Source organism: Serratia sp. JSRIV004 (assembly GCF_019968705.1).
Lineage (GTDB): Bacteria > Pseudomonadota > Gammaproteobacteria > Enterobacterales > Enterobacteriaceae > Chania > Chania fonticola_B.
The window spans coordinates 1,899,667-1,925,740 of sequence record NZ_CP074140.1 but is presented as its reverse complement, the minus strand read 5'-3'; the positions used below and the strand labels follow the sequence as shown (position 1 = coordinate 1,925,740).

The following is a 26,074-nucleotide window of genomic DNA, read 5'->3' as shown; positions in this document are numbered from 1 at the left end:
CTGCGGGAAATTTGTAACCGGCTAAACGTGCTCAGTTGGCGCTTTGCGGCAAATCGGCGACAATAGCCTGACTTACTGCCTTATAAGGACCCATCATGCAGGCCGAGATCCTCCTTACCTTAAAGCTGCAGCAGAAACTGTTCGCTGACCCACGCCGCATCGCGCTGCTCAAGCAAGTGGTGCATACCGGCTCGATCAGCCAGGGAGCCAAACTGGCGGGGATCAGCTACAAAAGCGCCTGGGATGCCATCAACGAGATGAATCAGCTGGCCGAGCAGACGGTGGTCGAACGCGCTACCGGCGGCAAAGGCGGCGGCGGCGCGCAGGTGACCCGTTATGGCCTGCGGCTGATCCAACTTTACGATCTGCTGGGCCAAATCCAGCAGAAGGCCTTTGACGTGTTGCAGCAGGACTCTCTGCCGTTGGACAGCCTGTTGGCCGCCATCGCCCGTTTTTCCTTGCAGACCAGCGCCCGCAACCAGTTTTTCGGCACCGTGATTGAACGCGACCATCAGCAGGTCCAACAGCATATCAGCCTGCTGCTGGCCGACGGCAACACCCGCCTGACCGCTGCCGTGACTCAGCAAAGCGCCGACCGACTACAGTTGACGCCGGGCAAAGAGGTGTTAGCCCTGATTAAAGCGCCTTGGGTGAAACTCAGTACCGATCAGGCTTCGACCGGCCTGGCCGATAATGCGCTGCCGGGAAGCGTAGCCAGTATTCAGCCTGGTAGCGATCACAGTGAGGTTCTGGTCACGCTTAACGGCGGAGAAACGCTGTGCGCCACCGTCAGCAACCAGGAACTGGCACAGTTGAAACTGAGCGTCGGCACGCCGGTACACGCCTTGTTCAATGCCGATCGGGTGATTGTCGCGACGTTGTGTTAAACGCAACGTCACGTTGCAGTATTGCCGATTGACATCTTTTCCGCTTGCGCCTATTTCTAAGGAAATTAATTGCAGAATAGGGAACATAGGATGTCGTCGTTGCACATTTCGCAAGGTTCATTTCGTCTAAGCGATACCCGCACGCTGGAGCTGGATCGGCTTGATATTCAGTCCGGCGATAGCTGGGCATTCGTCGGGGCTAACGGCAGCGGGAAATCCGCGCTGGCCCGGGCGCTGGCCGGTGAGCTGACGTTGCTGAAAGGCGAACGCCACAGTGATTTTCGTCAAGTAGTGCGGCTCTCCTTTGAGCAGTTGCAAAAGCTGGTCAGCGACGAATGGCAACGCAACAATACCGACCTGCTTAGCCAGGACGAAGACGACACCGGGCGCACGACGGCGGAAATCATTCAGGAAGAGCTCAACGATCCCGCTCGCTGCACACAGTTGGCTGAGCAGTTTGGTATCACGCCGCTGCTTACGCGCCGTTTCAAATATCTCTCTACCGGTGAGACCCGCAAAACTCTGCTGTGCCGTGCCCTGATGGCCCAGCCCGATTTATTAATCCTCGATGAGCCGTTCGACGGGCTGGACGTCAATTCACGCGCTCAGCTCGCCACTCTGCTTGGCGAACTTTCACAACAAGGTTATACCGTGGTCCTGGTGCTCAACCGGTTTGATGAAATCCCAGACTTCATTGAGCAGGTCGGCGTACTGGCCGATTGCACCCTCACCAGCCAGGGGCCACGGCAACAGGTGATGGCCGATGCGCTAGTCGCCCAACTGGCGCACAGTGAAAATCTCAACGGCTTGACGCTGCCAGAAACCGAAGATCCCACACAGGTCATCAGGTTGCCGGACGATCGGCCACTGATCGTTCTGCGTGATGGCGTAGTCAGCTACAACGATCGCCCCATCCTCAACCAACTCAGTTGGCAGGTTAACCCCGGTGAACACTGGCAGATCGTCGGCCCGAACGGGGCGGGAAAATCCACCCTGCTCAGCCTGATCACCGGCGATCATCCGCAAGGCTACAGCAACGATCTGACGCTGTTTGGCCGCCGACGCGGTAGTGGAGAAACCATCTGGGATATCAAACGCCATATCGGCTACGTCAGCAGCAGCCTGCACCTGGACTATCGGGTCAGCTCCAGCGTGCGTAACGTGATCCTGTCCGGTTTCTTTGATTCGATCGGTATTTATCAGGCAGTTTCCGATCGTCAGCATCAGTTGACCTCACAATGGCTGGCGCTGCTCGGGCTTGGCGCTATGGGCGATGCTCCCTTCCATAGCCTGTCCTGGGGCCAGCAACGCCTGGCGCTGATCGCCCGGGCATTAGTCAAACATCCGGCGCTGCTGATCCTCGATGAGCCACTGCAAGGCCTGGATCCGCTAAACCGCCAATTGGTAAGGCGCTTCGTAGATGTGTTGATCCAACAGGGCTCAACCCAGTTGCTGTTTGTTTCACACCACGCAGAAGACGCGCCGCAATGTATCACCCACCGTTTCTCCTTCATCCCTGAAGGCGATGGCTACCGCTATCAGCAAGACGTCCTGGCTTAACATACTCGGGGGTGAGTGCTACAGCGCTCATCCTGAGGACATATCCGGCAACACTTCCTCCACTACGCATCACATTTGGCCTTTTATCCTTAAAGGGTACAGAAACGTTTTTGGAGAAGGTATGTCCGCCGCGCTGATTATGATTGACCTGATTGAAGATCTGGCTGGCCCTAAAGGGCGGGCGAATCACTGCCACGAACAGATCGTAACGCGTGATGTGATCGCGCACGTCAATGCTGCTGCGGCCTACGCGCGGGTGCGTAAAATCCCGGTGATTTGGTTGCGCACCGGTTTTGCCGACAATTACCACGATATTCCCCGACACTCGCCGCTGTTCAATCAGCTCAAACATATCGGCGCACTGCGTTTAAGTAACGGGGGATGCCATTGGCTGGCCGGTCTGGAGGTAAAAACCGAGGATCTGTGCCTGGAAAAGAAAGGGCTCAGCGCGTTTGCCGGTAACAATTTGTTAGCCTGGTTACAGCAGCACCGCTGCCACCACCTGTTATTGGGCGGTATCAGCACCCCGCTTGCCATTGAGAGTACCGCCCGACAGGCGCACGATGCAGGCTTACAGGTAACGGTGCTACAAGATCTGTGCGCCGCCCCAACGGAAGAGATCCACCAGCAGAGCCTGGAGACCTTGCAGAACCTTGGGGAGGTTATGCGTTCGCAGGCGTGGATGCGCGGTTAAAACCACGACACCATAAGTTTGAGACAGGAGGGAGTCATGCAGCACAATTAGAAACAGCTAGTTAGCCGTTATAAGCACGATTAACTACTGTCCCGACCTTTATATTCATCCTGTTGTGCTACTATCCCATTTAGTGCTCATTTATATTTAACCAGACATTAACACGCCGGATTTCCGGCATTGAGCGCCGTGTATCTATTTAAAGGGATAGCTATTATGTGGGGCGTACTTTCGGCTTCGTTGTTTTTTTTGCCATTTAACCGGCTGATTGCCTCAGTAGTATTGGCGGCGGCTGCTGCAATGGGGGTTTACCATCATGTCCTGACGCCCGTCGGGCTGGGCTATCTGGCGGTTATCGCCATTGCCATCTGGCTTCATCAACACTATCGCCAGCAGCGCAGCATCGCGCTAGCGCTGGAGGTATTTTTAGTCGCCTGCTCAATCGCTCTGTTTTATCACCTGATACCGGGCTTCAATAACCAATTGATGGTCGATCAGGTCAAAGTGGGCCCGATGAGCTCGCTGTATTCCATGTATTACAACTTCGATAAGGCACTGGTCCCCTTTCTGCTGTTAGCCTGCCTGCCAACGCTATTTAACGCGGGCAAGCCTGACAAACAAGTAGGCGTCAGCGCCTGGCTGATCCTGGTGCTCTGCATACCTGCGGTGCTGCTGTTGGCGGTGGCGCTCGGTGGGCTGAAAGTTGAGCTGCATCTACCCTCCTGGATCCTGGCCTTCATTATGGCCAACCTGTTTTTTGTTTCGATGGCCGAAGAAGCGCTGTTCCGTGGCTATTTGCAGCAGCGTCTGCGCCAGTGGCTGGGTGCCTATCCGGCACTGATTATCACCGCCCTGCTGTTTGGAGCCGCTCACTTTGCCGGTGGCATGTTGATGGTGGCATTTGCCACGCTGGCAGGGGTGATTTATGGCCTGGCCTGGATGTGGAGCGGCCGTCTGTGGGTGCCCATTCTCTTCCACTTTGGGCTAAATCTGGTCCATTTGCTGTTCTTTACCTACCCGGCTTACCAATATTAGTCCCCCTCCAGGCCGGCAAAGTTCTCTGTCGGCCTGTCCAGTGTAATCGCTACCACTTAACCCACCCCGCTGCCTTGACTACCTCAACCGAATTAAAGCCTCAATCGATGTAAGCGATTCCATTTTTCGCGCTAGATCACCTTTTTCTCACCGCGGCCGTGCTATCTTCTAGCCATTATTTTCCAAAATGCACTCGGCTATAGTCGGTCACGCAGCAGGTGAAAGCGATTACAATTAGCCCCGTCGCTAGATAAAGGAAGCGCAATGCCTGATTTCAATCCTATCGATCATCCACATCGCCGTTTTAATCCCCTTACCGGGCAATGGGTGCTGGTATCTCCGCACCGGGCCAAACGCCCGTGGCAGGGCCAACAGGAATCCCCCGCTCAGGAAACACTGCCAGCACACGATCCCGACTGCTTCCTTTGCCCCGGCAACACGCGCGTAACCGGTGATAAAAACCCTGACTATCCAGGCACCTACGTGTTCACCAATGATTTTGCCGCCCTGATGCAAGATACCCCGCAGGCGCCGGAAAGTGACGATCCGCTGATGCGTTGCCAAAGCGCCCGTGGCACCAGCCGGGTGATCTGCTTCTCCCCCGATCACAGTAAAACGCTACCGCAGCTGACGCTACCCGCACTGGAACAGGTGATCGCCACCTGGCAGGAACAGACCGCCGATCTGGGGCGCAGCTACCCCTGGGTACAGGTGTTTGAAAATAAAGGGGCCGCGATGGGCTGTTCCAATCCTCACCCGCATGGTCAGGTATGGGCCAACAGCTTCTTGCCGAATGAAGCCGAACGAGAAGATCGCCTGCAACAGGAGTATTTCAGCCAGCATCAATCCGCCATGCTGGTGGACTATGCTCAGCGCGAGCAGGCCGACGGCAGCCGTACGGTGGTGGAAACCGAGCACTGGTTGGCGGTTGTCCCTTACTGGGCAGCCTGGCCGTTTGAAACGCTGTTGCTGCCAAAAGCGCCGGTACAGCGCCTGACCGACCTTAGTGCAGCACAAAGCCGCGATCTGGCCATTGCGCTGAAGAAACTCACCAGCCGCTATGACAACCTGTTCCAATGCTCTTTCCCTTACTCCATGGGCTGGCACGGCGCGCCCTTCAACCAGGCCGATAACCGCCACTGGCAACTGCATGCCCACTTCTACCCGCCGTTACTGCGCAGCGCCACGGTGCGTAAATTTATGGTGGGCTATGAAATGCTGGCGGAAACCCAACGCGACCTCACCGCAGAACAAGCCGCTGAACGCCTGCGTGCGGTCAGTGATATCCATTACCGCGAAGCCGGAGTGAAATAATGAGTCTGAAGCAACTTACCCAAGCCCTGTTTACCGAACACTTTGGCTACGCACCCACCCTGACGATCCAGGCTCCGGGACGAGTCAATCTGATCGGCGAACACACCGATTACAACGACGGCTTCGTCCTGCCCTGCGCCATTGATTATCAAACCGTGATCAGCGGGGCTCCACGTAACGATCGCCAGATCCGCGTATTGGCCGCCGATTACGAGAACCAGCAGGATCAGTTTTCGCTGGATGAGCCTATCGTCAGCCACGCCAATCTGCGCTGGGCCGACTATGTGCGCGGCGTGGTGAAACACCTGCAGACCCGCGATGCCAATTTTGGCGGTGCCGATCTGGTGATCAGCGGCAACGTCCCGCAGGGCGCCGGGCTCAGCTCTTCCGCCTCACTGGAAGTGGCCGTCGGGCAGGTGTTGCAGGCGCTCTATCAATTGCCGTTGGACGGCGTAGCGCTGGCGCTGAATGGCCAGGAAGCGGAAAACCAGTTTGTCGGCTGCAACTGCGGCATTATGGATCAGCTGATTTCTGCGTTGGGCAAGAAAGATCACGCCCTGCTGATCGACTGCCGCTCTTTGGAAACTCGGGCGGTGCCAATGCCAGCCGATGTCGCCGTGGTGATCATCAACTCCAACGTCAAACGCGGCCTGGTCGACAGCGAATACAACACCCGCCGGCAACAGTGCGAAGCGGCGGCTCGCTTCTTCGGCGTCAAGGCGCTGCGCGACGTCAGCCCGGATCTGTTCTTCCCGATCCTGCACGAACTGGATCCGATCGTGGCCAAACGGGCGCGCCATGTGATCACCGAAAACGATCGCACCCTGGCCGCTGCCGATGCCTTGGCCGCTGGCAACCTGAAGCTGATGGGCAAACTGATGGCTGAATCACACGCGTCGATGCGTGATGATTTTGAAATTACCGTGCCCCCTATCGATACGCTGGTCGAGATTGTGAAAGAGGTCATTGGCGATCGTGGCGGTGTGCGTATGACCGGAGGGGGCTTTGGGGGGTGCATCGTGGCCTTGATGCCGCAGGATCTGGTAGAGTCGGTACGTACAGCGGTAGCCCGCGAATATCCACTGCGAACCAACGGCCTGCAAGAAACCTTCTACGTCTGTAAAGCTTCACAAGGATCCGGTCTATGCTGAGTGATAACTCCGCCGTTGCCCCAGACGGCCAGCCCTTTATTCTCACCACCCTGAAAAATGCCGCGGGAATGACGGTCACGTTGATGGATTGGGGCGCAACCTGGCTTTCCGCCTTGCTACCGTTGAAATCAGGGGAGCAACGTGAGCTGCTGCTGGGATGCCAAACCCCGCAGGACTATCTGCACCAGGGGGCCTATCTGGGGGCCACGGTCGGGCGCTATGCCAACCGTATTGCGCATGCCAGCCTAAACATCGATGGCAAGCCACACCCGCTGATCGCTAATCAAGGGGAGCATCAACTGCACGGCGGGCCAAACGGCTTCCACGCTCGCCGCTGGCAGATAGTAAAGCAGGATGAGCAGCAGGTGGTTTATCAACTCCATTCGCCAGACGGTGACCAGGGCTTCCCTGGCAACCTCGACGTTACGCTGACTTATCGACTCACCGCCGAACACCGGCTGGAGATTGAGTATCAGGCACAGACCGATCGCGCCTGCCCGGTCAATCTGACCAACCATGCTTATTTCAATCTGGATGGCGCAGGCCACGACGCCCGACAACAGCGCTTGCAACTGTTCGCCGACCGTTATCTGCCCGTGGACGGCGATGGCATCCCCTGTGCCGAACTGACGGCGGTGGCAGGAACCGGGATGGATTTCCGCCAGCCGAAAACCCTGCAGCAAGATTTATTACGCGACCGCGATCAGCAACGGGTTAAGGGTTACGACCATGCTTACCTGTTACACGATACCTGCCACGGGTTGGCAAGCCCGGCGGCTCACCTGTGGTCTGCCGACGGCAAGGTCGCGATGACGGTGTTCACCACCGCGCCAGCGCTCCAGCTCTACAGCGGTAATTATTTGGGTGGCACACCGGCGCGCGACGGCAGTAGCTACCAAAATTACGCCGGCATAGCGCTGGAAAGCGAGTTCCTACCGGACAGCCCGAACCACCCAGAATGGCCACAGCCGGACTGTTGGCTACAGCCTGGGCAGCGTTATCAGAGCGCAACGCACTATCAGCTTATTCCTATCTGAGCCGCCACGCCCCTTGTCATGCGGTAAGGGGCGTGATTGTTATAATTGCTTACATTGCACCCCCAGGCCGTTACCTTTCCTTATTGCCAACCTCGCACTAGAATCAGGCTACCGTGGTATACACAAGCCCGTGAGTGATATCACAATTTTCGGCCTGCTGGCCGTTCAATAGCTGAAGGAACACCTAATGCGTCTGATTACTGCACTTCCATTACTGGCAGGTTTATTGCTGAGCACCAACCTGATGGCTGCCGACACCGCAGCAAAAACGCCTTCTCCGGCGCAGGCTGCCCAGCAAAAACGCATGACCGATTGTAATCAACAGGCTACCACCCAATCGCTGAAAGGTTCTGACCGTACCACCTTCATGAGCACCTGCCTGAAGGCCGAAGGCCACCATACCGAGAAGGCCCTGACACCACAGCAGCAGAAGATGAAAGACTGTAATGCCGACGCCGCTAAAAAGAGCCTGAAAGGTGACGAGCGTAAAACCTTTATGAGTAGCTGCCTGAAAAAAACCGCCTGATACATTAACGCTGTGGCGCGGATGAATAGCTCTCGTTCGCGCCCTTCGACCAGCCTGAACGATTCAGCTTTTTCCTTTGCGCCCCTCTTACCTTGCGGCCAAAAATTGGCTATGGTTAACACTATGCCTAGTGGCAGTAAGGGTTAGACAATGTCGCACGTCGTACGAAACCCTCGACTTTTAGTGGATATATTCACGGGTATATCGATTGCCGAGTAAGTAGCAGCAGAATATAATGATATTCGTTATCATTAAACCTTCAGATTATTAAGGAGTTAAGCTATGGCTGTAACTAAGCTGGTTCTGGTGCGCCACGGCGAAAGCCAGTGGAACAACGAAAACCGCTTCACCGGTTGGTATGATGTCGATCTGTCCGACAAAGGCCGTACCGAAGCAAAAGCAGCGGGCAAGCTGTTGAAAGACGAAGGTTTCTCTTTCGATTTCGCTTACACCTCCGTACTGAAGCGTGCTATCCACACTCTGTGGAACATTCTGGATGAGTTGGACCAGGCCTGGTTGCCTACCGAAAAGTCCTGGAAGCTGAACGAACGCCATTACGGCGCGCTGCAGGGTCTGAACAAGGCTGAAACCGCAGAAAAATACGGTGACGAGCAGGTCAAACAATGGCGTCGCGGCTTCGCAGTCACACCGCCAGAGCTGACCAAAGAAGATGAGCGCTACCCGGGCCACGATCCGCGTTACTCAGCGCTGAGCGAAAAAGAATTGCCGCTGACCGAAAGCCTGGCGTTGACCATCGATCGCGTTATCCCTTACTGGGACGAAGAGATCCTGCCACGCATCAAGAACGGTGAGCGCGTGATCGTCGCGGCTCACGGTAACTCCCTGCGTGCACTGGTGAAATATCTGGATAACCTGAGCGAAGACGAGATCCTCGAGCTGAATATCCCAACCGGCGTGCCGTTGGTGTATGAGTTCGATGAGAACTTCAAGCCAATCAAACGTTACTACCTGGGTAATGCCGATGAGATCGCAGCCAAAGCTGCGGCCGTCGCCAACCAAGGTAAAGCGAAGTAAGTTTTCGCCCCTGAAAAGCAACAAGCCCCCGGTGTTGAGCCGGGGGCTTTTTTTATTGCTCTTTGATCCTGGCTGCTTCGATAACCTGCAAACGCGCCTGCATCTCTGGATGGGTGCTTAACCACTCAGGCACCTCTAGTGCCACGCTTGACGTGCTTGCCGCCTGTTGCAATGCGCGGTAAAGATCTTCCATCGCTAATAACGAACGCCCCTGGCGCTGCATTTCCGCGATTGCCCAGTCGTCTGCCTCACGCTCCACGCTGCGGGAGAACTGCATTTCATGCATAAATGAGGCCGATTGCAGCAAAGTATCGCCGATGCCGCTGACATCGCCGGTCATCCACATAAACGTCAGGGCCACCAGGGATGAACGCACCACCATACGCATGGGATGACGGTACGCATGATGTCCCATTTCATGGAGCATCACCGCAGCCAGGCCGTCTTCATTGGCCGCCAACTTGGCAAGATCGTCGGTGATCACCAAAGTCCCGTCAGGTAACATGAACGCATTGGCAACCTCTGGCACCGCCAGCAATTTCAATTTGAGCGGAGTGCGCTCGTGCCGCATCTGCTCCGGCATCACCTGCAAGAATAGCTTCTGTATCGCCTGCTGTTTCTCGGCAGGCAATTGCGACGGCTTGAAGCCACTGGTTTGCAGGAAATCGAGCGTATGTTTACCCAGCTTCTGTTCCGCCGCGGTAGGAATGCGCATGGCGATTTCACTGCTCGCCCAAGGGAGAACCAGGAAAACATAGGCCAGGGTCAACAAAACGGTTAGCAACAACGTCAGCAACACGCCACGCTTATAACGCTCTAAGCGGTGCACCAACCCCGGTGAACGGCGTTGATAAAACCACTGGCGGAATGACGCATCATCGGCAGGTACAAATCGTCCACCGTCTGGGAAGGTCAAGGTCAGCGGAATGCGGCCCAATGAATCGGAAACGGAAATTTGCGCTAAAGAAAAATAGCGATGTTCACCATCATGTTGCAGCGTTACCCCATCACCCATATCGTTTAACAGCAGCCGGGCCGCCTGTTGGGCGGCCCGGCCAGGGCACTGGTAGTGTCCTTCAAGGATCATCAGTCTTTACTCAAAAACTGGTGCCCAGATCGAGCGCCTGTACGGCTTCTTCAGCGATAGCGGTATTGGCCGTATCGTGATGAGCCTGTACCGACAACAGCGACAGATCACCTTCAACCTGAGTTGACTCAGCAATATAGCGAGCATGGCGTACGTGTGCCACCGGAGCTGCAAGGCCCAATGAGAACACGGTGATCAGGCTGTTGGTGATCAACAGTCCCATATACGGCAGAGTCTGCATGGAAGAACGCAGTTTAACCTCACCTTGTAAGGTGGTTTGGTTAAACACGTAGTTACGCTGAGCGACAACCATATAACTGCTGGAAACCATCACACCTAGCAACAGCACCAACATCATCATGAACAGGCTACCAATATTATTTGCCATCTGAGCTTGTAACATTGCATCGGACATACCGCCAAACAGCGCCATTTGGAATAAGCTGACAAAGAACGAGCCAACCAAGACCAAGGCAATGACCAGGAATGGCAAGAAGATCAGCAGGCTGAACAGTGCAATCTTAATAAACTCTGCTTTCTTGAATTCGGCCACAAAGGGGGAAGTGCCAAAACGCAGGTTGTTCACATACAGATCATGTTGCAGGGTAGCCAGGATACCATTGATAGCGGCCAGCATCGGTACAAACAGGATGACCGTAATAGCTGCCAGCACAAGGATCGCAGTCGGGCTGCCCAGACTGCTACCAATCAAACCCAATACGATCATAACCGCATACAGACCAATCACTAGCAGTATCGGGCAGAACAGTAATACCCAGTAAGCGCGCCCGGTCTGGCATAAGTAATTGAAGCGAACACCACGATAGCTAGACATAATAGCGTTATAACGCCAGCTACGAATAATAACCCAAGGGATCAACGCAAGGAGTACCAGCATGGCAATCATGCCAAGCAACGGGTTGATAAATAAAAGAATATAGAACAGGATCACGGCGCCAATCACCAGCAGACGGCCCTTGAGGATTTGCATTGGCTGCGCGTGGTAATCAAAGCGGTCGCCATTCAATTCGGTATTACCATAAAAATATCGGCGACGACGCACCGTTGCCCAGGCTGAGTATATTCCCAACGTAATAGCCGTCAGTAATATGTTAACCAGCCAGATTGCGAAATACTCCCCGCCCGTACCACGAAAATAAATTTGATGCCGAGAACTATTGTTTTCCATCAGCTATTCATCCTGAAATTAAAGTCATTAACCATCATACCCTTATTTTTAGATTGGGTATTTTGGTTGTAAAAAACGCATCATCATAATCATACTACGCAGCAAGAGCAAATTGTGTGTGACTAGTAACAGTTGCGCGAGATGAAAACAGCATTGGGACAAATAAGATTTTTCCTGCAAATAAAAACTATGGCTGGTGACATTATCAGAAAAGGAGCAGCAGAACGAGGAATGCTCCACGAAATTAGTATAATTTCAGATTTTATTCTGGTGTTATTATTGCTAAAGGATACTCACCAGGCTTGGCCCCGCAGCAATGCTGCAGGGCTACAAACATGGATAGCTTATCGGCTACGGCGCGCCTTCACCGCTGCGGCCAGATCGCGCAGTACGGTTTCGGTATCTTCCCAGCCAATACAGGCATCGGTCACGCTTTTGCCGTAAACCAGCGGCTCGCCGCTTTCCAGGTTTTGATTTCCTTCCACCAGGTGGCTTTCGATCATCACCCCGATAATGGCTTTTTCACCACCACGCAGCTGCTGGCAAACGTCCGCGTTCACCTCCAGCTGTTTTTTAAACTGCTTGCTGCTGTTGGCGTGGCTGAAGTCGATCATCACCTGTGCAGGCAGGCCCGCTTTGGCCAGCCCCTCTTTCACTTCTTTCACATGGGCCGCGCTGTAGTTTGGCTCTTTGCCACCACGCAGAATAATGTGGCAGTCGCCATTGCCGCTGGTGTTAACAATCGCGGAATGACCCCATTTGGTGACGGACAGGAAACAGTGCGGTGCGCCAGCGGCATTGATAGCATCGATCGCGACTTTGATGGTGCCGTCGGTGCCGTTTTTGAAGCCCACAGGGCAAGACAGGCCAGAGGCCAGTTCACGATGCACCTGAGATTCCGTGGTGCGTGCGCCGATCGCTCCCCAGCTCATCAAATCTGCCAGGTATTGCGGAGTGATCATATCCAGGAACTCGCCCGCAGCAGGCAAACCGCCGTCATTGATATCCAACAGCAGCTTACGCGCCAGGCGCAGGCCTTCGTTAATCTGGAAGCTGTTATCCATTTGCGGATCGTTGATCAGCCCTTTCCAGCCAACGGTGGTACGTGGTTTTTCAAAATAGACGCGCATCACTACTTCCAGCTCACCGTTGAGCTCCTGGCGCAGGGTCATCAGGCGCGCGGCATACTCTTTCGCCGCTTTGGTATCGTGAATGGAACAAGGCCCAATCACCACCAACAGGCGATCGTCATTGCCACGCAGGATGTTGTGGATCGATTGGCGAGCCAGTGACACCGTCTCTGCTGCCTGAGCCGAAGCCGGAAACTTTTCCAACAGGGCCACCGGCGGCAGGAGTTCCTTGATTTCTTTAATGCGTAAGTCGTCGTTTTGGTAATTCATCACTTTTCCATTCGGTATCGGGTGTATCGCACAGCGCGTAGAGTAGATTTCACCAATCTAGCTTGTGAGGCTTGCGCTGTAAATCACCTTTAGATCCCATAATCACCATCGGCAAATATTCAGCTCTCTACCAGGGCAGCCTATAATGAGCTAAGTAACGGCCAAGATTGGACTTTGGCACCCGACAAACTTTGCAATAAGGATAAGTAATGACTGGAGCTTCCCATGTCCATCAACCTAAAGACGGCAACAGTAAGCGCCTACTAGCCGCATTTTTAGTCACCACCCTCTTCATGGTTGTCGAGGCCGTGGGCGGGTTGCTTTCTGGCTCACTAGCGCTGCTGGCAGACGCCGGGCATATGCTGACGGATTCCGCAGCCCTGCTCGTCGCGCTGATGGCGGTGCACTTCTCACAGCGAAAACCCAACGCCCGCCATACTTTTGGCTATCTGCGCCTGACCACGTTGGCCGCCTTTATCAATGCTGCCGCATTACTGCTGATCGTCGTATTCATCCTGTGGGAGGCCGTACGGCGTTTCTTCGAACCACAGCCAGTGATGGGTACCCCAATGCTGGTGATCGCCGTAGCAGGTCTGCTGGCTAACCTGTTCGCCTTCTGGCTGCTGCACCGCGGCAATGAAGAGAAAAATATCAACGTGCGTGCCGCCGCCCTACATGTTCTTGGCGACCTGCTCGGCTCAGTCGGGGCGATCGCTGCAGCCATCATCATTCTGACTACCGGCTGGACCCCCATCGATCCGATACTCTCGGTCCTGGTTTCCTGCCTGGTATTGCGCAGCGCCTGGCGCCTGCTGAAGGAGAGTTTCCATGAACTGCTGGAGGGAACACCGCAGGAGATAGATATCAATAAGCTGCAAAAGGATCTGTGCCTGAATATTCCGGAAGTCCGTAACATCCATCACGTGCATGTCTGGCAGATTGGCGAGCAAAAGCTGATGACGCTCCACGCCCAAGTGATCCCGCCACACGATCATGACGGGCTGTTACGCCGCATCCAGGCCTATTTGCTGGATCATTACCAGATTGGCCATGCGACGATCCAGATGGAGTACCAGCATTGTGATACCCCTGACTGCGGCATTGCGAGTGACCACTCACACTCCAGTCATCTGGGGCATCATCATTAACATCCAGGGGCGCTGGTTACGCCCCTGACGTATTAAGGTGCTGAAGAAAACGGCTGGGAGTAATTCTTCGCGGCGCTGCGTATCCATAGCCAGGAGCCATTGAGCGCAATCAGCGTCAAGATGACGTATTCCAGCGCCATGGCGTACACGCCCTGGTAAGCAAAGATCGCCACGCTGATCACATCAATCACTACCCACAGCAGCCAGTTTTCGACGTACTTGCGCGTCATCAGGATCATGGCGACGATGGACAACACCATCATGGCCGAATCCCAGAACGGGAAAGCATCCGGTTGCAGTTCTGGCATCTGTACGTTAAGACCCAGCCCCTGCATCACCGCCACCGCAATTTGCGTCAGATAGGCAAATACCCGGTCGATATTAAACGTCATCAACGCAATACCAACCACGCACACCGCCCCCCATGCCAATGCTTTAGGCAGCGGCAACCAACGGATCTGCAATTCGGCCTGATTATCCTGCGTCTGACGGCTCCAGGCGTACCAGCCGTAAATATTGGCCACGAAGAAAAACAGTTGCAGCAACAGGCTGGCGTACAGTTGGATCTGAAAGAAGATCACCGCAAACAGCGTGACGTTGATCAGGCCAAACAGATAGTTGATGATTTTCTCTTTGCTGGCATACCAGATACAGAGTAAACCAAACAGCGTGCCGATGGCCTCAATCCACGACAGGTCATAACCCCCTGCGCCAATCGGAATATGGACCAGAATGTTGCCGGTGCTGAAAAAGCTCATGTCTATTCCTTAAAAAACGTAAGCCTGGATTCAGGCGTTGCCTTTAACCTGCATTTTCAACTGCGCTGCAAAGTCCAGCATGCGGTTGAGCGGGATCAGCGCCTTGTCACGCAGTGCGCCATCAACAAAAATCTCATGCTGTGAGCCCCCTTGTTCCAGCCCTTCGGCAATAGCCTTCAGGCCGTTCATCGCCATCCACGGGCAGTGGGCACAGCTACGACAGGTGGCCCCCTCACCGGCAGTAGGAGCTTCAAACAGTTCTTTATCCGGACAAGCTTGCTGCATCTTGTAGAAAATGCCGCGATCGGTGGCCACGATCAGTTGCCGGTTGGGCAAGGTTACCGCCGCCTGGATCAGTTGGCTGGTCGAACCGACGGCATCAGCCAGATCGACGATCGCCTGCGGTGACTCTGGATGCACCAGTATCGCAGCCTCCGGGTATAAGGCTTTCATACGTATCAGCGCCTGGGTTTTAAACTCGTCATGGACGATACAGGCCCCCTGCCAGCACAGCACGTCCGCCCCAGTCTGCTTCTGCACATAATTGCCCAGATGGCGATCCGGCGCCCAGATGATTTTCTCCCCCAGGCTATCGAGATGTTCAATCAGCTCAACGGCAATGCTGGAAGTAACCACCCAATCGGCACGCGCTTTGACGGCTGCTGAGGTATTGGCGTACACCACCACGGTCCGATCTGGATGGCTATCGCAGAACGCGGCGAACTCTGCCTCAGGACAACCGAGGTCCAGCGAGCACTCGGCATGCAGCGTTGGCATCAGCACCTGTTTTTCCGGGCTGAGGATTTTGGCCGTCTCCCCCATAAAACGCACGCCAGCAACCAGCAAAGTAGACGCAGGATGTTGGCTGCCGAAACGCGCCATCTCCAGTGAATCGGCGACGCAACCGCCGGTCTCTTCGGCCAGCGCCTGGATCTCCGGATCGGTGTAGTAATGGGCTACCAGGACCGCATCACGCTGCTTGAGCAAGGTTTTGATCTTCTGCCGATAAAAAGCCTTCTCTGCGACGTCTAACGGCACCGGTTTCGGCGGGAATGGATATATCGCCGCATTGACATCAAACATTTCACTCATCGCTGTTATCTCTATGCTAGGCTGTGGGTCTGCTTTTTAGGCTGTATCTTGCCGCTTGCTCAACCGCCTCGTTTTATATACTAAACAAAATACCTAATTTTTGACTAAAAGTCGCTTAACATTTCTTTCTATGGATAGATTTGTTTAATGCGCTGAAATTTTGCTTGAAATGAGAAGCTTTGAGCTCAAAAGATAACGGCTAGGAGCAGTGATTTGTGGGAGAGTGGTTCTGGCAGGATGACCGCTGCCGCCGTTGTCTCGCAAGCGAGACTCGAACCTGAACGCAGGATCTCACCCGCACGACTGGTGCGATATGCGATTTTATTGCTGGGATTTTATTATTGAGAATTCTTGAAGATGGTGGGTCGTGCAGGATTCGAACCTGCGACCAATTGATTAAAAGTCAACTGCTCTACCAACTGAGCTAACGACCCACTGATGTGGTTTACTGCTAAATCTTAAAATGGTGGGTCGTGCAGGATTCGAACCTGCGACCAATTGATTAAAAGTCAACTGCTCTACCAACTGAGCTAACGACCCACTGACGTGGTTTACTTCTGAACTATGAATACAGAATGGAGGACTGTATTGTCGAAATAGATGATTTACGTGGAACTAATTCCACTAAACATCCTTCACGATTCCAGTTTTACCAACCCATTAAGAATTGGTGGGTCGTGCAGGATTCGAACCTGCGACCAATTGATTAAAAGTCAACTGCTCTACCAACTGAGCTAACGACCCACTGTAGTGGTGGGTGATGACGGGCTCGAACCGCCGACCCCCTCCGTGTAAAGGAGATGCTCTACCAACTGAGCTAATCACCCACTGTCGTGGTTACTACTTTAGAAATTGGTGGGTCGTGCAGGATTCGAACCTGCGACCAATTGATTAAAAGTCAACTGCTCTACCAACTGAGCTAACGACCCAATTTCCTAGCTGCTTTAACATCTTGCAAGTTGTCTTGGCAACGGCGGCATATATTACTAATTTATCTCAGCAGCGCAACCTAAATTTTGGCGCAATAGGTTCAACTGCTTGTTCTTCACGCGAATGAGCCCAGAATTCGGTCAAATCGACTAACTTCTGGGCTCGATTTTTACTTACAAACTCGCTTCGCGTTTCTTGGCCTGCTTGGCCGCATCGCTGGTCGGGTACGATTTGATCACCTGCTGGTAAACGGCTTTGGCTTTATCAGCCTGCCCTTTTTCCTGCATGATCACCCCAACTTTATACATCGCGTCCGGCGCCTTGGGTGATTTTGGGTAACTCTTAACCACCACTGCATAATAGTATGCCGCGTCCTCCTTCTTACCCTTGTTGTAGTACAACTGGCCCAGCCAATAGTTGGCATTAGGCAGGTAAGTGGATTTCGAATACTGCTTTATGAAAGCCTGAAAAGCGGAGATCGCCTGGTCATACTGCTTTTTTTCCAGCGCCAGTGAAACAGCGGCGTTGTAGTCGCTGTTTTCATCGCCCGTACTAGCCGCAGCGGCTGTCGCACCCGCAGGGGCGCTGCCAGCACCGTCAGAGGACGCCGCGGCGGCTGTACCACCTGCGGCCCCCGCTGCTGCACCAGCGGAATTCTGTGCGCCACCCTGGCTAAGGCTATCCATCTGTTGATAGATCTGTTTCTGGCGTTCAACCACCTGATTCAACTGATACTGACTTTCCTGGATCTGCCCACGGAGCGTATCGATATCGCGTTGGTTGTCAGAGAGTTGTTGCTGGAGTTGGTTTAAAAGCTGGCCCTGAGCATTACTGATACGCTCAAGTGATGTGACACGGTCTTCGACCGAGCCGGACCCGACATTACTGATTGGCGCTTGGGCAGTAGCGGCCCATGGGACCGCTACGCCAACCAGTAACGCCAGACTCAACAGGTGACGTCTGAAGTTACTGTTCATGCGATTCTCTTAGTAAACCAGAACGGCACGACGGTTTTTAGCATAGGCTGCTTCGTCGTGGCCCAGTACTGCTGGTTTTTCTTTACCGTAAGAAACGATAGAGATTTGGTCAGCAGAAACGCCTTTGCCTTGCAGGTACATTTTAACTGCGTTAGCACGACGCTCACCCAGAGCGATGTTGTATTCTGGCGTGCCGCGCTCATCCGCGTGACCTTCAACAGTCACTTTGTAGGATGGGTTGTTACGCAGGAAAGCAGCATGCGCATCCAGCATCTGAGCGAACTCAGAGCTGACGTCATATTTGTCCAGGCCGAAGTAAACAATGTTGTTACGTTGCAGTTCTTGCATCTGCAGACGTGCTTGTTCTTCAGAAGACAGGTTGCTGCTGCCGTTTTCTGTACCAGTGCCAGCGCCCATACCGGATTGATCGTTATTAGCGCTTTTGTTAGAACTACAAGCTGCTACAGCCAGAACTGGCAGTGCCAGCAGAAGCCCTTTCAGCACTTTGTTCAGTTGCATTTCTTTGATCCTTTTATAGTTTTTGCCATACATATTTTAAACATGCATCACAGATACGGCGACCAGGCAGGGAATTTGACCTGTCCATCGGTTGCCGGAAGACGCGCTTTGAAGCGCCCATCAGTCGATACCAACTGCAGCACGGAGCCCATACCTTGCGTGGAGCTATAGATCACCATGGTGCCGTTTGGTGCGATACTAGGCGTTTCATCCAGGAACGTGTCCGTTAACATTTGAACGGCTCCCGATCCAAGATCTTGTTTGGCGATATGCTGAACTCCATTGTTGGAGCTCACCATCACCAGGAATTTACCGTCGAAGCTGACATCAGAGTCCTGATTCTGGGCACCTTCCCAGGTCAGACGCTGTGGTGCGCCGCCGTTAGCGCCAACCTTATAAATCTGTGGGCGACCGCCCTGGTCAGAGGTATAAGCCAGAGATTGACCATCTGGGAACCAGCTCGGTTCAGTGTTGTTGCTACGGCCATCGGTGATCTGGCTGATTTGGCCAGAACCCAGGTTCATCACATACAGATTCAGACTGCCACTTTTGGACAGCGCGAATGCCAGGCGGCTACCGTCTGGAGAGAAGGCAGGTGCACCGTTGTGACGAGGGAACGAAGCTACCTGACGGATTGCGCCATCAGACAGGTTCTGGATCACCAGCGCTGATTTACCGCTCTCAAAGGTCACGTAGGCCAGTTTGCTGCCATCCGGCGACCAGGCCGGTGACATCAGTGGCTCTGGTGAACGATGCACTGGAACCTGGTTATAGCCGTCGTAATCCGATACGCGCAGTTCGTACGGGAATTTCCCGCCGTTGGTCTGCACCACGTAAGCGATGCGGGTACGGAATGCGCCCTTGATACCGGTCAGCTTCTCAAACACGCCATCGCTGGCGGTATGAGCCGCATAACGCAGCCACTGTTTGGTCACTTTAAACTGGTTTTGTGCCAATACGGTGCCAGGCGAACCTGAAGTATCGACCAACTGGTAGGAAACCAGATAGCTGCCGTCGGCACCAGGCTGAACCTGGCCAACCACTACGGCGTCGATGCCCAGCGCAGTCCAGGCCGCCGGCGTCACTTCAGACGCGGTGGTAGGTTGCTGCGGCATACGTGCCACATCAATCGGGTTGAATTTGCCACTGTTACGGAGATCTGCACCAACGATCTGGCCAACATCTTCCGGAGGCGTGCCTGGGCCCGCCCATTTAAATGGCACCACGCCAATCGGGCGAGCGGAGTCGACCCCTTGGGTGATTTCAATGCGAACTTCCGCATGCAGCACGGATGCCCACAGAACAATAAGACCTAACGCTACTCGAAATGCCTGCTTCATCTCATCTCCCTTATCCAGGCGGTATGCCTGCGATAATTTAGCAGAATTTTAACAAACCAACGCCAACAACACTACATATTCCCTGTTGGTTACCTTGGTACATCCATGCGTTTAACTCGGTTTAAGACAATCATTATTGAGGCTTAAATGTAAGAGGAGCATTCTTAAACGCCTCATACACCGCCTGGCTAGGTGGCTTTGGAATACGAGCCTGCTTAGCTGCCGCCAATGCGGCCTGACACAAGGCAGGATCCCCACCTTCAGCCTTAACATCAATCAACAAGCCATCCGGTGCCAATTTAATCCGTAAATCGCAGGTCCTTCCTTTGTAAAGATCGGCATCGTAAAACTTGCTCTGTATTGCGGCGGTAATCTGCCCCAGGTAACCATTAATCTCGGCACCGCTTGCCCCCGCAGTTTTGGCATTACCCTGCCCTGCCGGTTTACCGTCACCTTTAGCCTTGGCACCGCCACCTTTCGGCGCATTTTTGCCATCGGCCAAGCTACCGAATAAATCATCTACATCAGCAGACTGTTTAGCTGCTTCAGCTGCGGCCTTCTTCTTGGCATCTGCGGCTTTCTTGGCAGCAGCAGCCTTCTCGGCAGCGGCGGCTTTTTTCGCTTCTTCTGCGGCCGCTTTCTTCTCTGCGGCTTCAGCAGCCTTCTGTTCTGCGGCAGCGGCGGCTTCTTTCTTCGCCTCTTCCGCCTGCTTTTTAGCAGCGGCGGCAGCGGCAGCTTCTTTCTTGGCTTCCGCTTCGGCTTTCTTCTGTGCGTCTGCCTGCGCCTTGGCTATTTTATCCGCCTCGGCTTTGGCTTTCGCCGCAGCTTGCTCGGCTGCCTTCTGTTGTTCTTTGGCCTTCGCCGCAGCGGCTTCTGCTGCTTTCTGCTGCTCAGCGGCCTGTTGTTGCTGCTCGGCAGCTTTCTTCTGCTGTTCGGCCTGTGCCTTGGCGTCCTGCGCGGCTTTTTCCTGCGCGGCCAAACGCTCTTGTTCCAATTCTTTCAGGCGCTGCTGTTCCGCCGCCTGCTTCTGCTGCAGCTCTTCAGCCTGCTGCTCCGCCTTCTTCTGGCGCTGCTTTTCTGCACGCTGTGCATCGCTGCTCTGTTGCTGTTGGCGATTGTACTGCTCTACCACCGCCCCTGGATCGACCATCACGGCCCCGACCACGGAACCATCACCGCCGCCGCCTGCACTACTCATTTCAGTATTTTCGTACAGCGAACCCCAAATCAACAGGGCAATCAATAGAATGTGCAAAACCACCGATACAATCACGGAGCGGTTCAGCTTATCATTTTGCTCAGTTGCCTTTACCAAAATAGAATCCCAAAAACTGCTGCTTAAACGGGGTTCCTGCGCCACAGGGCAGGAACCGGGTTGCCACTGACCTTACGGTTAGATTGGCTGGGTCATCAACCCTACGGAAGCGACACCCGCCTGATGCAGAATATTCAATGCCTTGATAATCTCATCGTACGGTACTTCCTTGGCCCCACCGATCAAAAACACCGTCTTCGGATTAGCTGCCAGACGCGACTTGGCTTCGGCCGCCACCTGCTCAGGCGGCAACAGCTCCATACGGTTGTGATCCACCACCAGGGTGTACTGACCTACGCCGGAAACTTCAAGGATCACCGGTGGATTATCGTCGCTGGACACCGTCTTGGAATCGGTGGCATCAGGCAAATCAACTTCAACGCTTTGGGTGATGATTGGCGCAGTTGCCATAAAGATCAGCAACAGCACCAACAAGACGTCCAGCAGCGGAACAATGTTGATTTCCGACTTCAGCTCACGCTTGTTACGACCACGAACTCTCGCCATGCTACCCTCCTACTTCTTATTTGCTGTCGCTGGAGAAGGCCTGACGATGCAGAATAGCGGTGAACTCTTCCATAAAGTTGTCGTAATTCTGCTCAAGCTTGTTAACGCGCTGATTTAGGCGGTTATAGGCCATAACGGCAGGGATCGCGGCAAACAGACCGATGGCCGTAGCGATCAACGCTTCGGCGATACCCGGTGCTACCATCTGCAAGGTGGCTTGTTTTACCGCACCCAAGGCGATAAAGGCGTGCATGATCCCCCACACGGTACCAAACAGGCCGATATACGGGCTGATGGAACCCACGGTGCCGAGGAAAGGAATATGGTTTTCCAGCGTTTCCAGCTCACGATTCATCGAAATACGCATCGCACGCGTTGCGCCTTCGATCACCGACTCCGGCGCATGGCTGTTAGCGCGGTGCAAACGGGCAAACTCTTTGAAACCGGAATGGAAAATCTGCTCTGAGCCAGTCAGGCTATCGCGACGCGCCTGGCTTTCCTGATACAGACGAGAAAGCTCGATACCAGACCAGAATTTGTCTTCGAAGGCTTCGGCGTCGCGAGTGGCCGCATTGAGGATGCGGGTACGCTGGATGATAATCGCCCAAGAGGCCACTGAAAAGCATATCAAAATCAGCATGATAAACTTGACCAGCAGGCTCGCCTTCAAGAATAGATCTAGGATGTTCATGTCAGTCACTGCTTAAACTCCGCGACAATAGACTTAGGAAGCGCTATCGGCTTCATTTGGTGTGGATCAATGCATGCAATCAATACATCGGCCTGACTCAAGAGAGTACCGTCAGAATTAACAATGCGTTGAGCAAACGTAAGAGAAGCCCCGCGTATTGAAGTGATTTTGCTCTGCACTTCCAGCAGATCGTCAAGACGAGCTGGTGACAGATAATCCACCGTCATACGCCGGACAGCGAAAGCGACATGTTCTTCACTGAGCAGCTGCTGTTGATGAAAGTTATGTTGACGCAGCATCTCGGTGCGCGCTCTTTCATAAAAAGCGACGTAACGGGCATGGTAGACCACACCACCGGCATCGGTGTCTTCAAAGTAAACACGAACCGGCCATCGAAACAACTTATTACTCACGAGACTTCCAAACCAAGGCAATTGAACGATTGCTACTATACGCAAGACGGATCGGGTTGGGAATGGGTTACTGAATGGGAATGAAAATAATTATGGGCCTGAACGGCCCATAACCGGGGGGATGCGTAATAGATTATAAAGAAACGTAAAGTAATCCTGCGGCCAGGATCACAATTGCAGGTAATGGCGCGAAAAATGCACGCCAAAACGTGCTCTGTGATCGGAAGCCGACACCGTGAACAATGCCTGCACATACTGCCCAGATCAGCAAGATACCCTGCCAAATCTCTAATGAGCTGGTACGTGCTGCAAAGCGGCTAGGATCCCAAAAGATACATCCCGCCAAAATCACCGCCAGCACCAATGAAAGGGCCCGAACCGGGCCCTTGTCGGTGATAGCGTACAGCTTATCCACCAGTGACGAACTCATCACTTACCGTCTTGCTGCGCTTTTGAATCTTCACTGTGCTCAAGCGCCAGCGCCGTGATGATACCGAAGGCACAGGCAAGAAGCGTTCCGAGGATCCAGGCAAAATACCACATGGTTTAGCTCCTTTTGCTTAGTACAGCGAATGCTTATTTTTTTCGATGAAGTTCTTATCCAGACGCCCAAACATTTTGTAGTACGCCCAAGCGGTGTACGCCAGAACGATTGGCACGAAGATAATGGCAACAACGGTCATCACCTGCAGTGTGAACAGGCTGGAAGTCGCATCCCACATGGTCAGGCTGACGTTAGGCACGGTGCTTGATGGCATAACGAACGGGAACATGGTTACCCCAGCCGTCAGGATCACACAGGCAATCGTCAGTGATGAACTCAGGAACGCCATCGCAGCTTTGTCCAAACGGGCAAACAGGATAGTGAACAGTGGCAGAACCACGCCCAACGCCGGCAGTGCCCACAGGGATGGATACTTGTTGAAGTTGATCAACCAGGCACCCGCCTGATGAGCGACTTCTTTACGCAGTGGGTTGGATTCCGCTGCCGTATCCAGTGCTGAGGTGATCACGAAACCGTCGATACCTTTCACCAGCCAGATACCCGCCAACAGGAAGCATACGCCCATCACCAGCGCAGAAATCTGCGCTGCAGCGCGTGAGCGCAGGTGAATCTCGGCAGTGGTACGCATCTGCAGGTAGGTGGCCCCCTGGGTCACCAGCATGGTCAGGCTGACAATACCGGCCAGCAAACCAAACGGGTTCAACAGTTGGAAGAAGTTGCCGGTATAGAACAGACGCAGATATTCATCGATATGGAACGGTACGCCCTGTAACAGGTTACCGAACGCCACGCCGAACACCACCGCAGGCACGAAGCTACCGACAAAGATGCCCCAGTCCCACATGTTACGCCAGGTGCTGTTCTCCAGCTTCGAGCGGTAGTCAAAACCGACCGGGCGGAAGAACAAGGCAGCCAGCACCAGGATCATGGCCACATAGAAACCAGAGAACGCGGCAGCATAGACCATTGGCCAGGCGGCGAACAATGCGCCACCGGCGGTGATCAGCCACACCTGGTTACCGTCCCAGTGCGGGGCAATCGCGTTGATCATGACCCGGCGCTCGGTATCGGTTTTACCGATAATGCGCATCAGTATACCGACACCCATATCGAAACCATCGGTGACGGCGAAACCGATCAGCAGGATGCCAACCAGGAGCCACCAGATAAATCGCAGTACTTCGTAATCAAACATATCTTGGACTCCTGTTTAGCGCGCTTCCTGCACGGCGGCAGTCGGTTGTTCAAAGTGGTAGCGGCCAGTTTTCAGGCTGCTTGGACCCAGACGTGCAAACTTGAACATCAGGTACATTTCAGCCACCAGGAACAGGGTGTACAAGCCGCATATCAGCCCCATCGAGAACAGAATGTCGCCTGCGGTCAGCGAAGAGGTGGCGACTGCGGTTGGCAGCACCTCACCTATCGCCCACGGCTGACGGCCATACTCCGCCACGAACCAGCCCGCTTCAACGGCAATCCATGGTAATGGCAGGCCGAACAACGCAGCGCGAAGCAGCCATTTCTTCTGACCGATACGACCACGTACCACGCTCAAGAATGACAGGCCGATAATAAACAGCATCAGCACACCACAGGCCACCATGATACGGAAGGCGAAGTACAGTGGAGCAACGCGTGGGATAGAGTCTTTGGTTGCCTGCTGGATCTGCGCTTCCGTCGCGTCGGTGACGTTTTCGGTGTAGCGCTTGAGCAGCATGCCGTAACCCAGATCCTGTTTGGTATCGTTGAATGCGGTGCGCACTGCTGGATCGGTGTTACCGCCACGCAGTTCTTCCAGCAGTTGGTAAGCTTTCATACCGTTACGGATACGCACCTGGTGCTGTGCCATCAGTTCGCGCAGGCCGATAACCGGGGTGTCGATAGAACGGGTAGCAATCAGGCCGAGCGCCCAAGGAATTTGAATCGCGAAGGAGTTCTCCATTTTCTCCTGGTTCGGGATGCCGAACAGGGTAAATGCGGCCGGAGCCGGTTGAGTTTCCCATTCGGCTTCAATGGCAGCCAGTTTGGTTTTCTGCACATCCCCCATTTCGTAACCGGATTCATCACCCAGTACGATAACAGAAAGGATCGCAGCCATACCGAAGCTGGCAGCAATGGCGAACGAACGCTTGGCAAAAGCAACGTCACGCCCTTTCAGCAGATAGTAGGAGCTGATACCCAGCACGAACATCGCACCGGTGGTGTAGCCTGAGGCCACGGTGTGAACAAACTTCACCTGAGCGACCGGGTTCAAAACCAGCTCGGAGAAGCTGAGCATCTCCATGCGCATGGTTTCAAAGTTGAAGTCGGAGGCGATTGGGTTTTGCATCCAGCCGTTGGCGACCAGGATCCACAACGCAGACAGGTTTGAGCCGAGGGCAACAAACCAGGTGACCGTCATGTGCTGGATCTTGCTCAGGCGATCCCACCCGAAGAAGAACAGACCGACCAGCGTCGATTCCAGGAAGAACGCCATCAGACCTTCGATAGCCAGCGGGGCCCCGAAGATGTCACCGACGTAATGAGAGAAGTATGACCAGTTGGTCCCGAACTGGAACTCCATGGTCAACCCGGTGGCCACACCCAGAGCAAAGTTGATTGCAAATAACTTGCCCCAGAATTTGGTCATATCTTTATAAATTTGTTTGCCGGACAGCACATATACCGTTTCCATAATTGCCAGCAAAAACGCCATACCCAGCGTTAATGGGACAAATAGGAAGTGGTACATCGCCGTTAAAGCAAACTGTAAGCGCGACAGTTCGACAATATCAAACATCTTGACTCCTTGCTCCTCGCAGGAAGACTCCGACTTGCGGTTATCGGTATTACTCCCGAAAGAGTAGCCGGTAACGCCCCGCAGTGAATGCCCTTAAACACAACAAAATTTGATCCAGCCTCTCCGCTTTCAACCGCACGTTCAGAGCCAGACCACGAGGGACGGGAGCAAAACGCACCAATGAA

General features: G+C 54.0%; 26 protein-coding genes and 5 tRNA genes. 10 read left to right on the top strand and 21 right to left on the bottom strand.

What is annotated here, in order from left to right; genetic code table 11:
* The first annotated feature begins 95 nt into the window (after positions 1 to 95).
* The 9 genes from modE (at position 96) to gpmA (ending at position 9,239) form a co-directional block, all read left to right on the top strand.
* Entirely contained in the window at positions 96 to 887 is a 792-nt protein-coding gene (modE, locus tag KGP21_RS09270; protein WP_209528013.1) for a molybdenum-dependent transcriptional regulator, read from the top strand.
* A gap of 90 nt (positions 888 to 977) precedes the next feature.
* Positions 978 to 2,447 carry a molybdate ABC transporter ATP-binding protein ModF gene (gene modF, locus KGP21_RS09265; RefSeq protein WP_021805245.1) on the top strand — a complete coding sequence of 490 codons (1,470 nt, stop codon included), beginning with the start codon at positions 978 to 980 and terminating at the stop codon, positions 2,445 to 2,447.
* 121 nt (positions 2,448 to 2,568) lie between these two features.
* Entirely contained in the window at positions 2,569 to 3,141 is a 573-nt protein-coding gene (locus tag KGP21_RS09260; RefSeq protein ID WP_021805246.1) for a cysteine hydrolase family protein, read from the top strand.
* A gap of 216 nt (positions 3,142 to 3,357) precedes the next feature.
* Positions 3,358 to 4,176 (top strand): CPBP family intramembrane glutamic endopeptidase, encoded by an 819-nt coding sequence (locus KGP21_RS09255; RefSeq protein ID WP_021180331.1) that lies wholly within the window; start codon positions 3,358 to 3,360, stop codon positions 4,174 to 4,176.
* A gap of 264 nt (positions 4,177 to 4,440) precedes the next feature.
* Positions 4,441 to 5,490: a galactose-1-phosphate uridylyltransferase gene (gene galT / locus KGP21_RS09250; protein ID WP_021180330.1), complete on the top strand. Its 1,050-nt coding sequence runs from the start codon at positions 4,441 to 4,443 to the stop codon at positions 5,488 to 5,490.
* A complete protein-coding gene (gene galK, locus KGP21_RS09245) occupies positions 5,490 to 6,641 on the top strand; it encodes a galactokinase (protein ID WP_021805248.1) in 1,152 nt (383 codons plus the stop codon). Before galT ends, galK begins: the two co-directional genes overlap by 1 nt.
* A complete protein-coding gene (galM, locus tag KGP21_RS09240; RefSeq protein ID WP_209528016.1) occupies positions 6,635 to 7,678 on the top strand; it encodes a galactose-1-epimerase in 1,044 nt (347 codons plus the stop codon). The genes galK and galM overlap by 7 nt, the downstream gene beginning before the upstream one ends.
* A 187-nt stretch (positions 7,679 to 7,865) precedes the next feature.
* The gene (locus KGP21_RS09235) at positions 7,866 to 8,204 is read left to right on the top strand and encodes a PsiF family protein (protein WP_024483131.1); all 339 of its coding nucleotides are present in this window, start codon (positions 7,866 to 7,868) and stop codon (positions 8,202 to 8,204) included.
* 282 nt (positions 8,205 to 8,486) lie between these two features.
* Positions 8,487 to 9,239, top strand: a complete 753-nt coding sequence (gpmA, locus tag KGP21_RS09230) for a 2,3-diphosphoglycerate-dependent phosphoglycerate mutase (RefSeq protein ID WP_059200177.1) — start codon at positions 8,487 to 8,489, stop codon at positions 9,237 to 9,239.
* A 52-nt stretch (positions 9,240 to 9,291) separates the two neighbouring features.
* Here the strand turns inward: gpmA and KGP21_RS09225 are convergent, their stop codons facing one another.
* From KGP21_RS09225 to aroG, 3 genes are all read right to left on the bottom strand, one after another.
* Entirely contained in the window at positions 9,292 to 10,326 is a 1,035-nt protein-coding gene (locus KGP21_RS09225) for a M48 family metallopeptidase (RefSeq protein WP_209528020.1), read from the bottom strand.
* 10 nt (positions 10,327 to 10,336) lie between these two features.
* Positions 10,337 to 11,515: a YjgN family protein gene (locus KGP21_RS09220; RefSeq protein ID WP_021805252.1), complete on the bottom strand. Its 1,179-nt coding sequence runs from the start codon at positions 11,513 to 11,515 to the stop codon at positions 10,337 to 10,339.
* Positions 11,516 to 11,859: 344 nt separating this feature from the next.
* A complete protein-coding gene (gene aroG / locus KGP21_RS09215; protein ID WP_021180323.1) occupies positions 11,860 to 12,915 on the bottom strand; it encodes a 3-deoxy-7-phosphoheptulonate synthase AroG in 1,056 nt (351 codons plus the stop codon).
* 209 nt (positions 12,916 to 13,124) lie between these two features.
* Between aroG and zitB the strand changes: the two genes are divergently transcribed.
* Positions 13,125 to 14,063, top strand: a complete 939-nt coding sequence (zitB, locus tag KGP21_RS09210; protein ID WP_209528023.1) for a CDF family zinc transporter ZitB — start codon at positions 13,125 to 13,127, stop codon at positions 14,061 to 14,063.
* Positions 14,064 to 14,095: 32 nt separating this feature from the next.
* Here the strand turns inward: zitB and pnuC are convergent, their stop codons facing one another.
* The 18 genes from pnuC to cydA all read right to left on the bottom strand — a co-directional run bounded on the left by pnuC (position 14,096) and on the right by cydA (position 25,889).
* Positions 14,096 to 14,821, bottom strand: a complete 726-nt coding sequence (gene pnuC, locus KGP21_RS09205; RefSeq protein WP_209528027.1) for a nicotinamide riboside transporter PnuC — start codon at positions 14,819 to 14,821, stop codon at positions 14,096 to 14,098.
* Between the two features lie 30 nt (positions 14,822 to 14,851).
* Entirely contained in the window at positions 14,852 to 15,913 is a 1,062-nt protein-coding gene (gene nadA / locus KGP21_RS09200) for a quinolinate synthase NadA (protein WP_115158777.1), read from the bottom strand.
* Positions 15,914 to 16,271: 358 nt separating this feature from the next.
* A tRNA-Lys gene (locus KGP21_RS09195) sits at positions 16,272 to 16,347 on the bottom strand.
* A gap of 30 nt (positions 16,348 to 16,377) precedes the next feature.
* Positions 16,378 to 16,453: transfer RNA gene (locus tag KGP21_RS09190), tRNA-Lys, on the bottom strand.
* 128 nt (positions 16,454 to 16,581) lie between these two features.
* A tRNA-Lys gene (locus KGP21_RS09185) sits at positions 16,582 to 16,657 on the bottom strand.
* Positions 16,658 to 16,664: 7 nt separating this feature from the next.
* A tRNA-Val gene (locus KGP21_RS09180) sits at positions 16,665 to 16,740 on the bottom strand.
* A gap of 26 nt (positions 16,741 to 16,766) precedes the next feature.
* Positions 16,767 to 16,842 (bottom strand) — tRNA-Lys (locus KGP21_RS09175).
* Positions 16,843 to 17,016: 174 nt separating this feature from the next.
* On the bottom strand, positions 17,017 to 17,820 hold the full coding sequence (gene cpoB, locus KGP21_RS09170) for a cell division protein CpoB (protein WP_209530151.1): 804 nt from the start codon (positions 17,818 to 17,820) through the stop codon (positions 17,017 to 17,019).
* Positions 17,821 to 17,829: 9 nt separating this feature from the next.
* Complete coding sequence (gene pal, locus KGP21_RS09165; protein ID WP_021805257.1) at positions 17,830 to 18,339, bottom strand: peptidoglycan-associated lipoprotein Pal; 510 nt, start codon at positions 18,337 to 18,339, stop codon at positions 17,830 to 17,832.
* Between the two features lie 47 nt (positions 18,340 to 18,386).
* Positions 18,387 to 19,679 (bottom strand): Tol-Pal system beta propeller repeat protein TolB, encoded by a 1,293-nt coding sequence (gene tolB, locus KGP21_RS09160; RefSeq protein WP_021805258.1) that lies wholly within the window; start codon positions 19,677 to 19,679, stop codon positions 18,387 to 18,389.
* Between the two features lie 133 nt (positions 19,680 to 19,812).
* Positions 19,813 to 20,994, bottom strand: a complete 1,182-nt coding sequence (gene tolA / locus KGP21_RS09155) for a cell envelope integrity protein TolA (protein WP_179252392.1) — start codon at positions 20,992 to 20,994, stop codon at positions 19,813 to 19,815.
* Positions 20,995 to 21,072: 78 nt separating this feature from the next.
* Entirely contained in the window at positions 21,073 to 21,501 is a 429-nt protein-coding gene (gene tolR / locus KGP21_RS09150; protein ID WP_021805261.1) for a colicin uptake protein TolR, read from the bottom strand.
* A gap of 16 nt (positions 21,502 to 21,517) precedes the next feature.
* The gene (gene tolQ / locus KGP21_RS09145; RefSeq protein ID WP_024483139.1) at positions 21,518 to 22,201 is read right to left on the bottom strand and encodes a Tol-Pal system protein TolQ; all 684 of its coding nucleotides are present in this window, start codon (positions 22,199 to 22,201) and stop codon (positions 21,518 to 21,520) included.
* A complete protein-coding gene (gene ybgC / locus KGP21_RS09140) occupies positions 22,198 to 22,605 on the bottom strand; it encodes a tol-pal system-associated acyl-CoA thioesterase (protein ID WP_021805263.1) in 408 nt (135 codons plus the stop codon). Before ybgC ends, tolQ begins: the two co-directional genes overlap by 4 nt.
* 133 nt (positions 22,606 to 22,738) lie before the next feature.
* A complete protein-coding gene (ybgE, locus tag KGP21_RS09135) occupies positions 22,739 to 23,035 on the bottom strand; it encodes a cyd operon protein YbgE (protein WP_021805264.1) in 297 nt (98 codons plus the stop codon).
* On the bottom strand, positions 23,035 to 23,148 hold the full coding sequence (cydX, locus tag KGP21_RS09130) for a cytochrome bd-I oxidase subunit CydX (RefSeq protein ID WP_021805265.1): 114 nt from the start codon (positions 23,146 to 23,148) through the stop codon (positions 23,035 to 23,037). The genes ybgE and cydX overlap by 1 nt, the downstream gene beginning before the upstream one ends.
* A gap of 17 nt (positions 23,149 to 23,165) precedes the next feature.
* Positions 23,166 to 24,305 (bottom strand): cytochrome d ubiquinol oxidase subunit II, encoded by a 1,140-nt coding sequence (gene cydB / locus KGP21_RS09125; RefSeq protein ID WP_021805266.1) that lies wholly within the window; start codon positions 24,303 to 24,305, stop codon positions 23,166 to 23,168.
* A gap of 15 nt (positions 24,306 to 24,320) precedes the next feature.
* Complete coding sequence (gene cydA / locus KGP21_RS09120; protein ID WP_021805267.1) at positions 24,321 to 25,889, bottom strand: cytochrome ubiquinol oxidase subunit I; 1,569 nt, start codon at positions 25,887 to 25,889, stop codon at positions 24,321 to 24,323.
* Positions 25,890 to 26,074: the final 185 nt, after the last annotated feature.

Excerpts from the sequence above, each read along its gene's own strand:
- modE (WP_209528013.1), top strand. The coding sequence starts at position 96 with ATGCAGGCCGAGATCCTCCTTACCTTAAAGCTGCAGCAGAAACTGTTC.
- modF (WP_021805245.1), top strand. The coding sequence starts at position 978 with ATGTCGTCGTTGCACATTTCGCAAGGTTCATTTCGTCTAAGCGATACC.
- KGP21_RS09260 (WP_021805246.1), top strand. The coding sequence starts at position 2,569 with ATGTCCGCCGCGCTGATTATGATTGACCTGATTGAAGATCTGGCTGGC.
- KGP21_RS09255 (WP_021180331.1), top strand. The coding sequence starts at position 3,358 with ATGTGGGGCGTACTTTCGGCTTCGTTGTTTTTTTTGCCATTTAACCGG.
- galT (WP_021180330.1), top strand. The coding sequence starts at position 4,441 with ATGCCTGATTTCAATCCTATCGATCATCCACATCGCCGTTTTAATCCC.
- galK (WP_021805248.1), top strand. The coding sequence starts at position 5,490 with ATGAGTCTGAAGCAACTTACCCAAGCCCTGTTTACCGAACACTTTGGC.
- galM (WP_209528016.1), top strand. The coding sequence starts at position 6,635 with ATGCTGAGTGATAACTCCGCCGTTGCCCCAGACGGCCAGCCCTTTATT.
- KGP21_RS09235 (WP_024483131.1), top strand. The coding sequence starts at position 7,866 with ATGCGTCTGATTACTGCACTTCCATTACTGGCAGGTTTATTGCTGAGC.
- gpmA (WP_059200177.1), top strand. The coding sequence starts at position 8,487 with ATGGCTGTAACTAAGCTGGTTCTGGTGCGCCACGGCGAAAGCCAGTGG.
- KGP21_RS09225 (WP_209528020.1), bottom strand. The coding sequence starts at position 10,326 with ATGATCCTTGAAGGACACTACCAGTGCCCTGGCCGGGCCGCCCAACAG.
- KGP21_RS09220 (WP_021805252.1), bottom strand. The coding sequence starts at position 11,515 with ATGGAAAACAATAGTTCTCGGCATCAAATTTATTTTCGTGGTACGGGC.
- aroG (WP_021180323.1), bottom strand. The coding sequence starts at position 12,915 with ATGAATTACCAAAACGACGACTTACGCATTAAAGAAATCAAGGAACTC.
- zitB (WP_209528023.1), top strand. The coding sequence starts at position 13,125 with ATGACTGGAGCTTCCCATGTCCATCAACCTAAAGACGGCAACAGTAAG.
- pnuC (WP_209528027.1), bottom strand. The coding sequence starts at position 14,821 with ATGAGCTTTTTCAGCACCGGCAACATTCTGGTCCATATTCCGATTGGC.
- nadA (WP_115158777.1), bottom strand. The coding sequence starts at position 15,913 with ATGAGTGAAATGTTTGATGTCAATGCGGCGATATATCCATTCCCGCCG.
- cpoB (WP_209530151.1), bottom strand. The coding sequence starts at position 17,820 with ATGAACAGTAACTTCAGACGTCACCTGTTGAGTCTGGCGTTACTGGTT.
- pal (WP_021805257.1), bottom strand. The coding sequence starts at position 18,339 with ATGCAACTGAACAAAGTGCTGAAAGGGCTTCTGCTGGCACTGCCAGTT.
- tolB (WP_021805258.1), bottom strand. The coding sequence starts at position 19,679 with ATGAAGCAGGCATTTCGAGTAGCGTTAGGTCTTATTGTTCTGTGGGCA.
- tolR (WP_021805261.1), bottom strand. The coding sequence starts at position 21,501 with ATGGCGAGAGTTCGTGGTCGTAACAAGCGTGAGCTGAAGTCGGAAATC.
- ybgE (WP_021805264.1), bottom strand. The coding sequence starts at position 23,035 with ATGAGTTCGTCACTGGTGGATAAGCTGTACGCTATCACCGACAAGGGC.
- cydX (WP_021805265.1), bottom strand. The coding sequence starts at position 23,148 with ATGTGGTATTTTGCCTGGATCCTCGGAACGCTTCTTGCCTGTGCCTTC.
- cydB (WP_021805266.1), bottom strand. The coding sequence starts at position 24,305 with ATGTTTGATTACGAAGTACTGCGATTTATCTGGTGGCTCCTGGTTGGC.
- cydA (WP_021805267.1), bottom strand. The coding sequence starts at position 25,889 with ATGTTTGATATTGTCGAACTGTCGCGCTTACAGTTTGCTTTAACGGCG.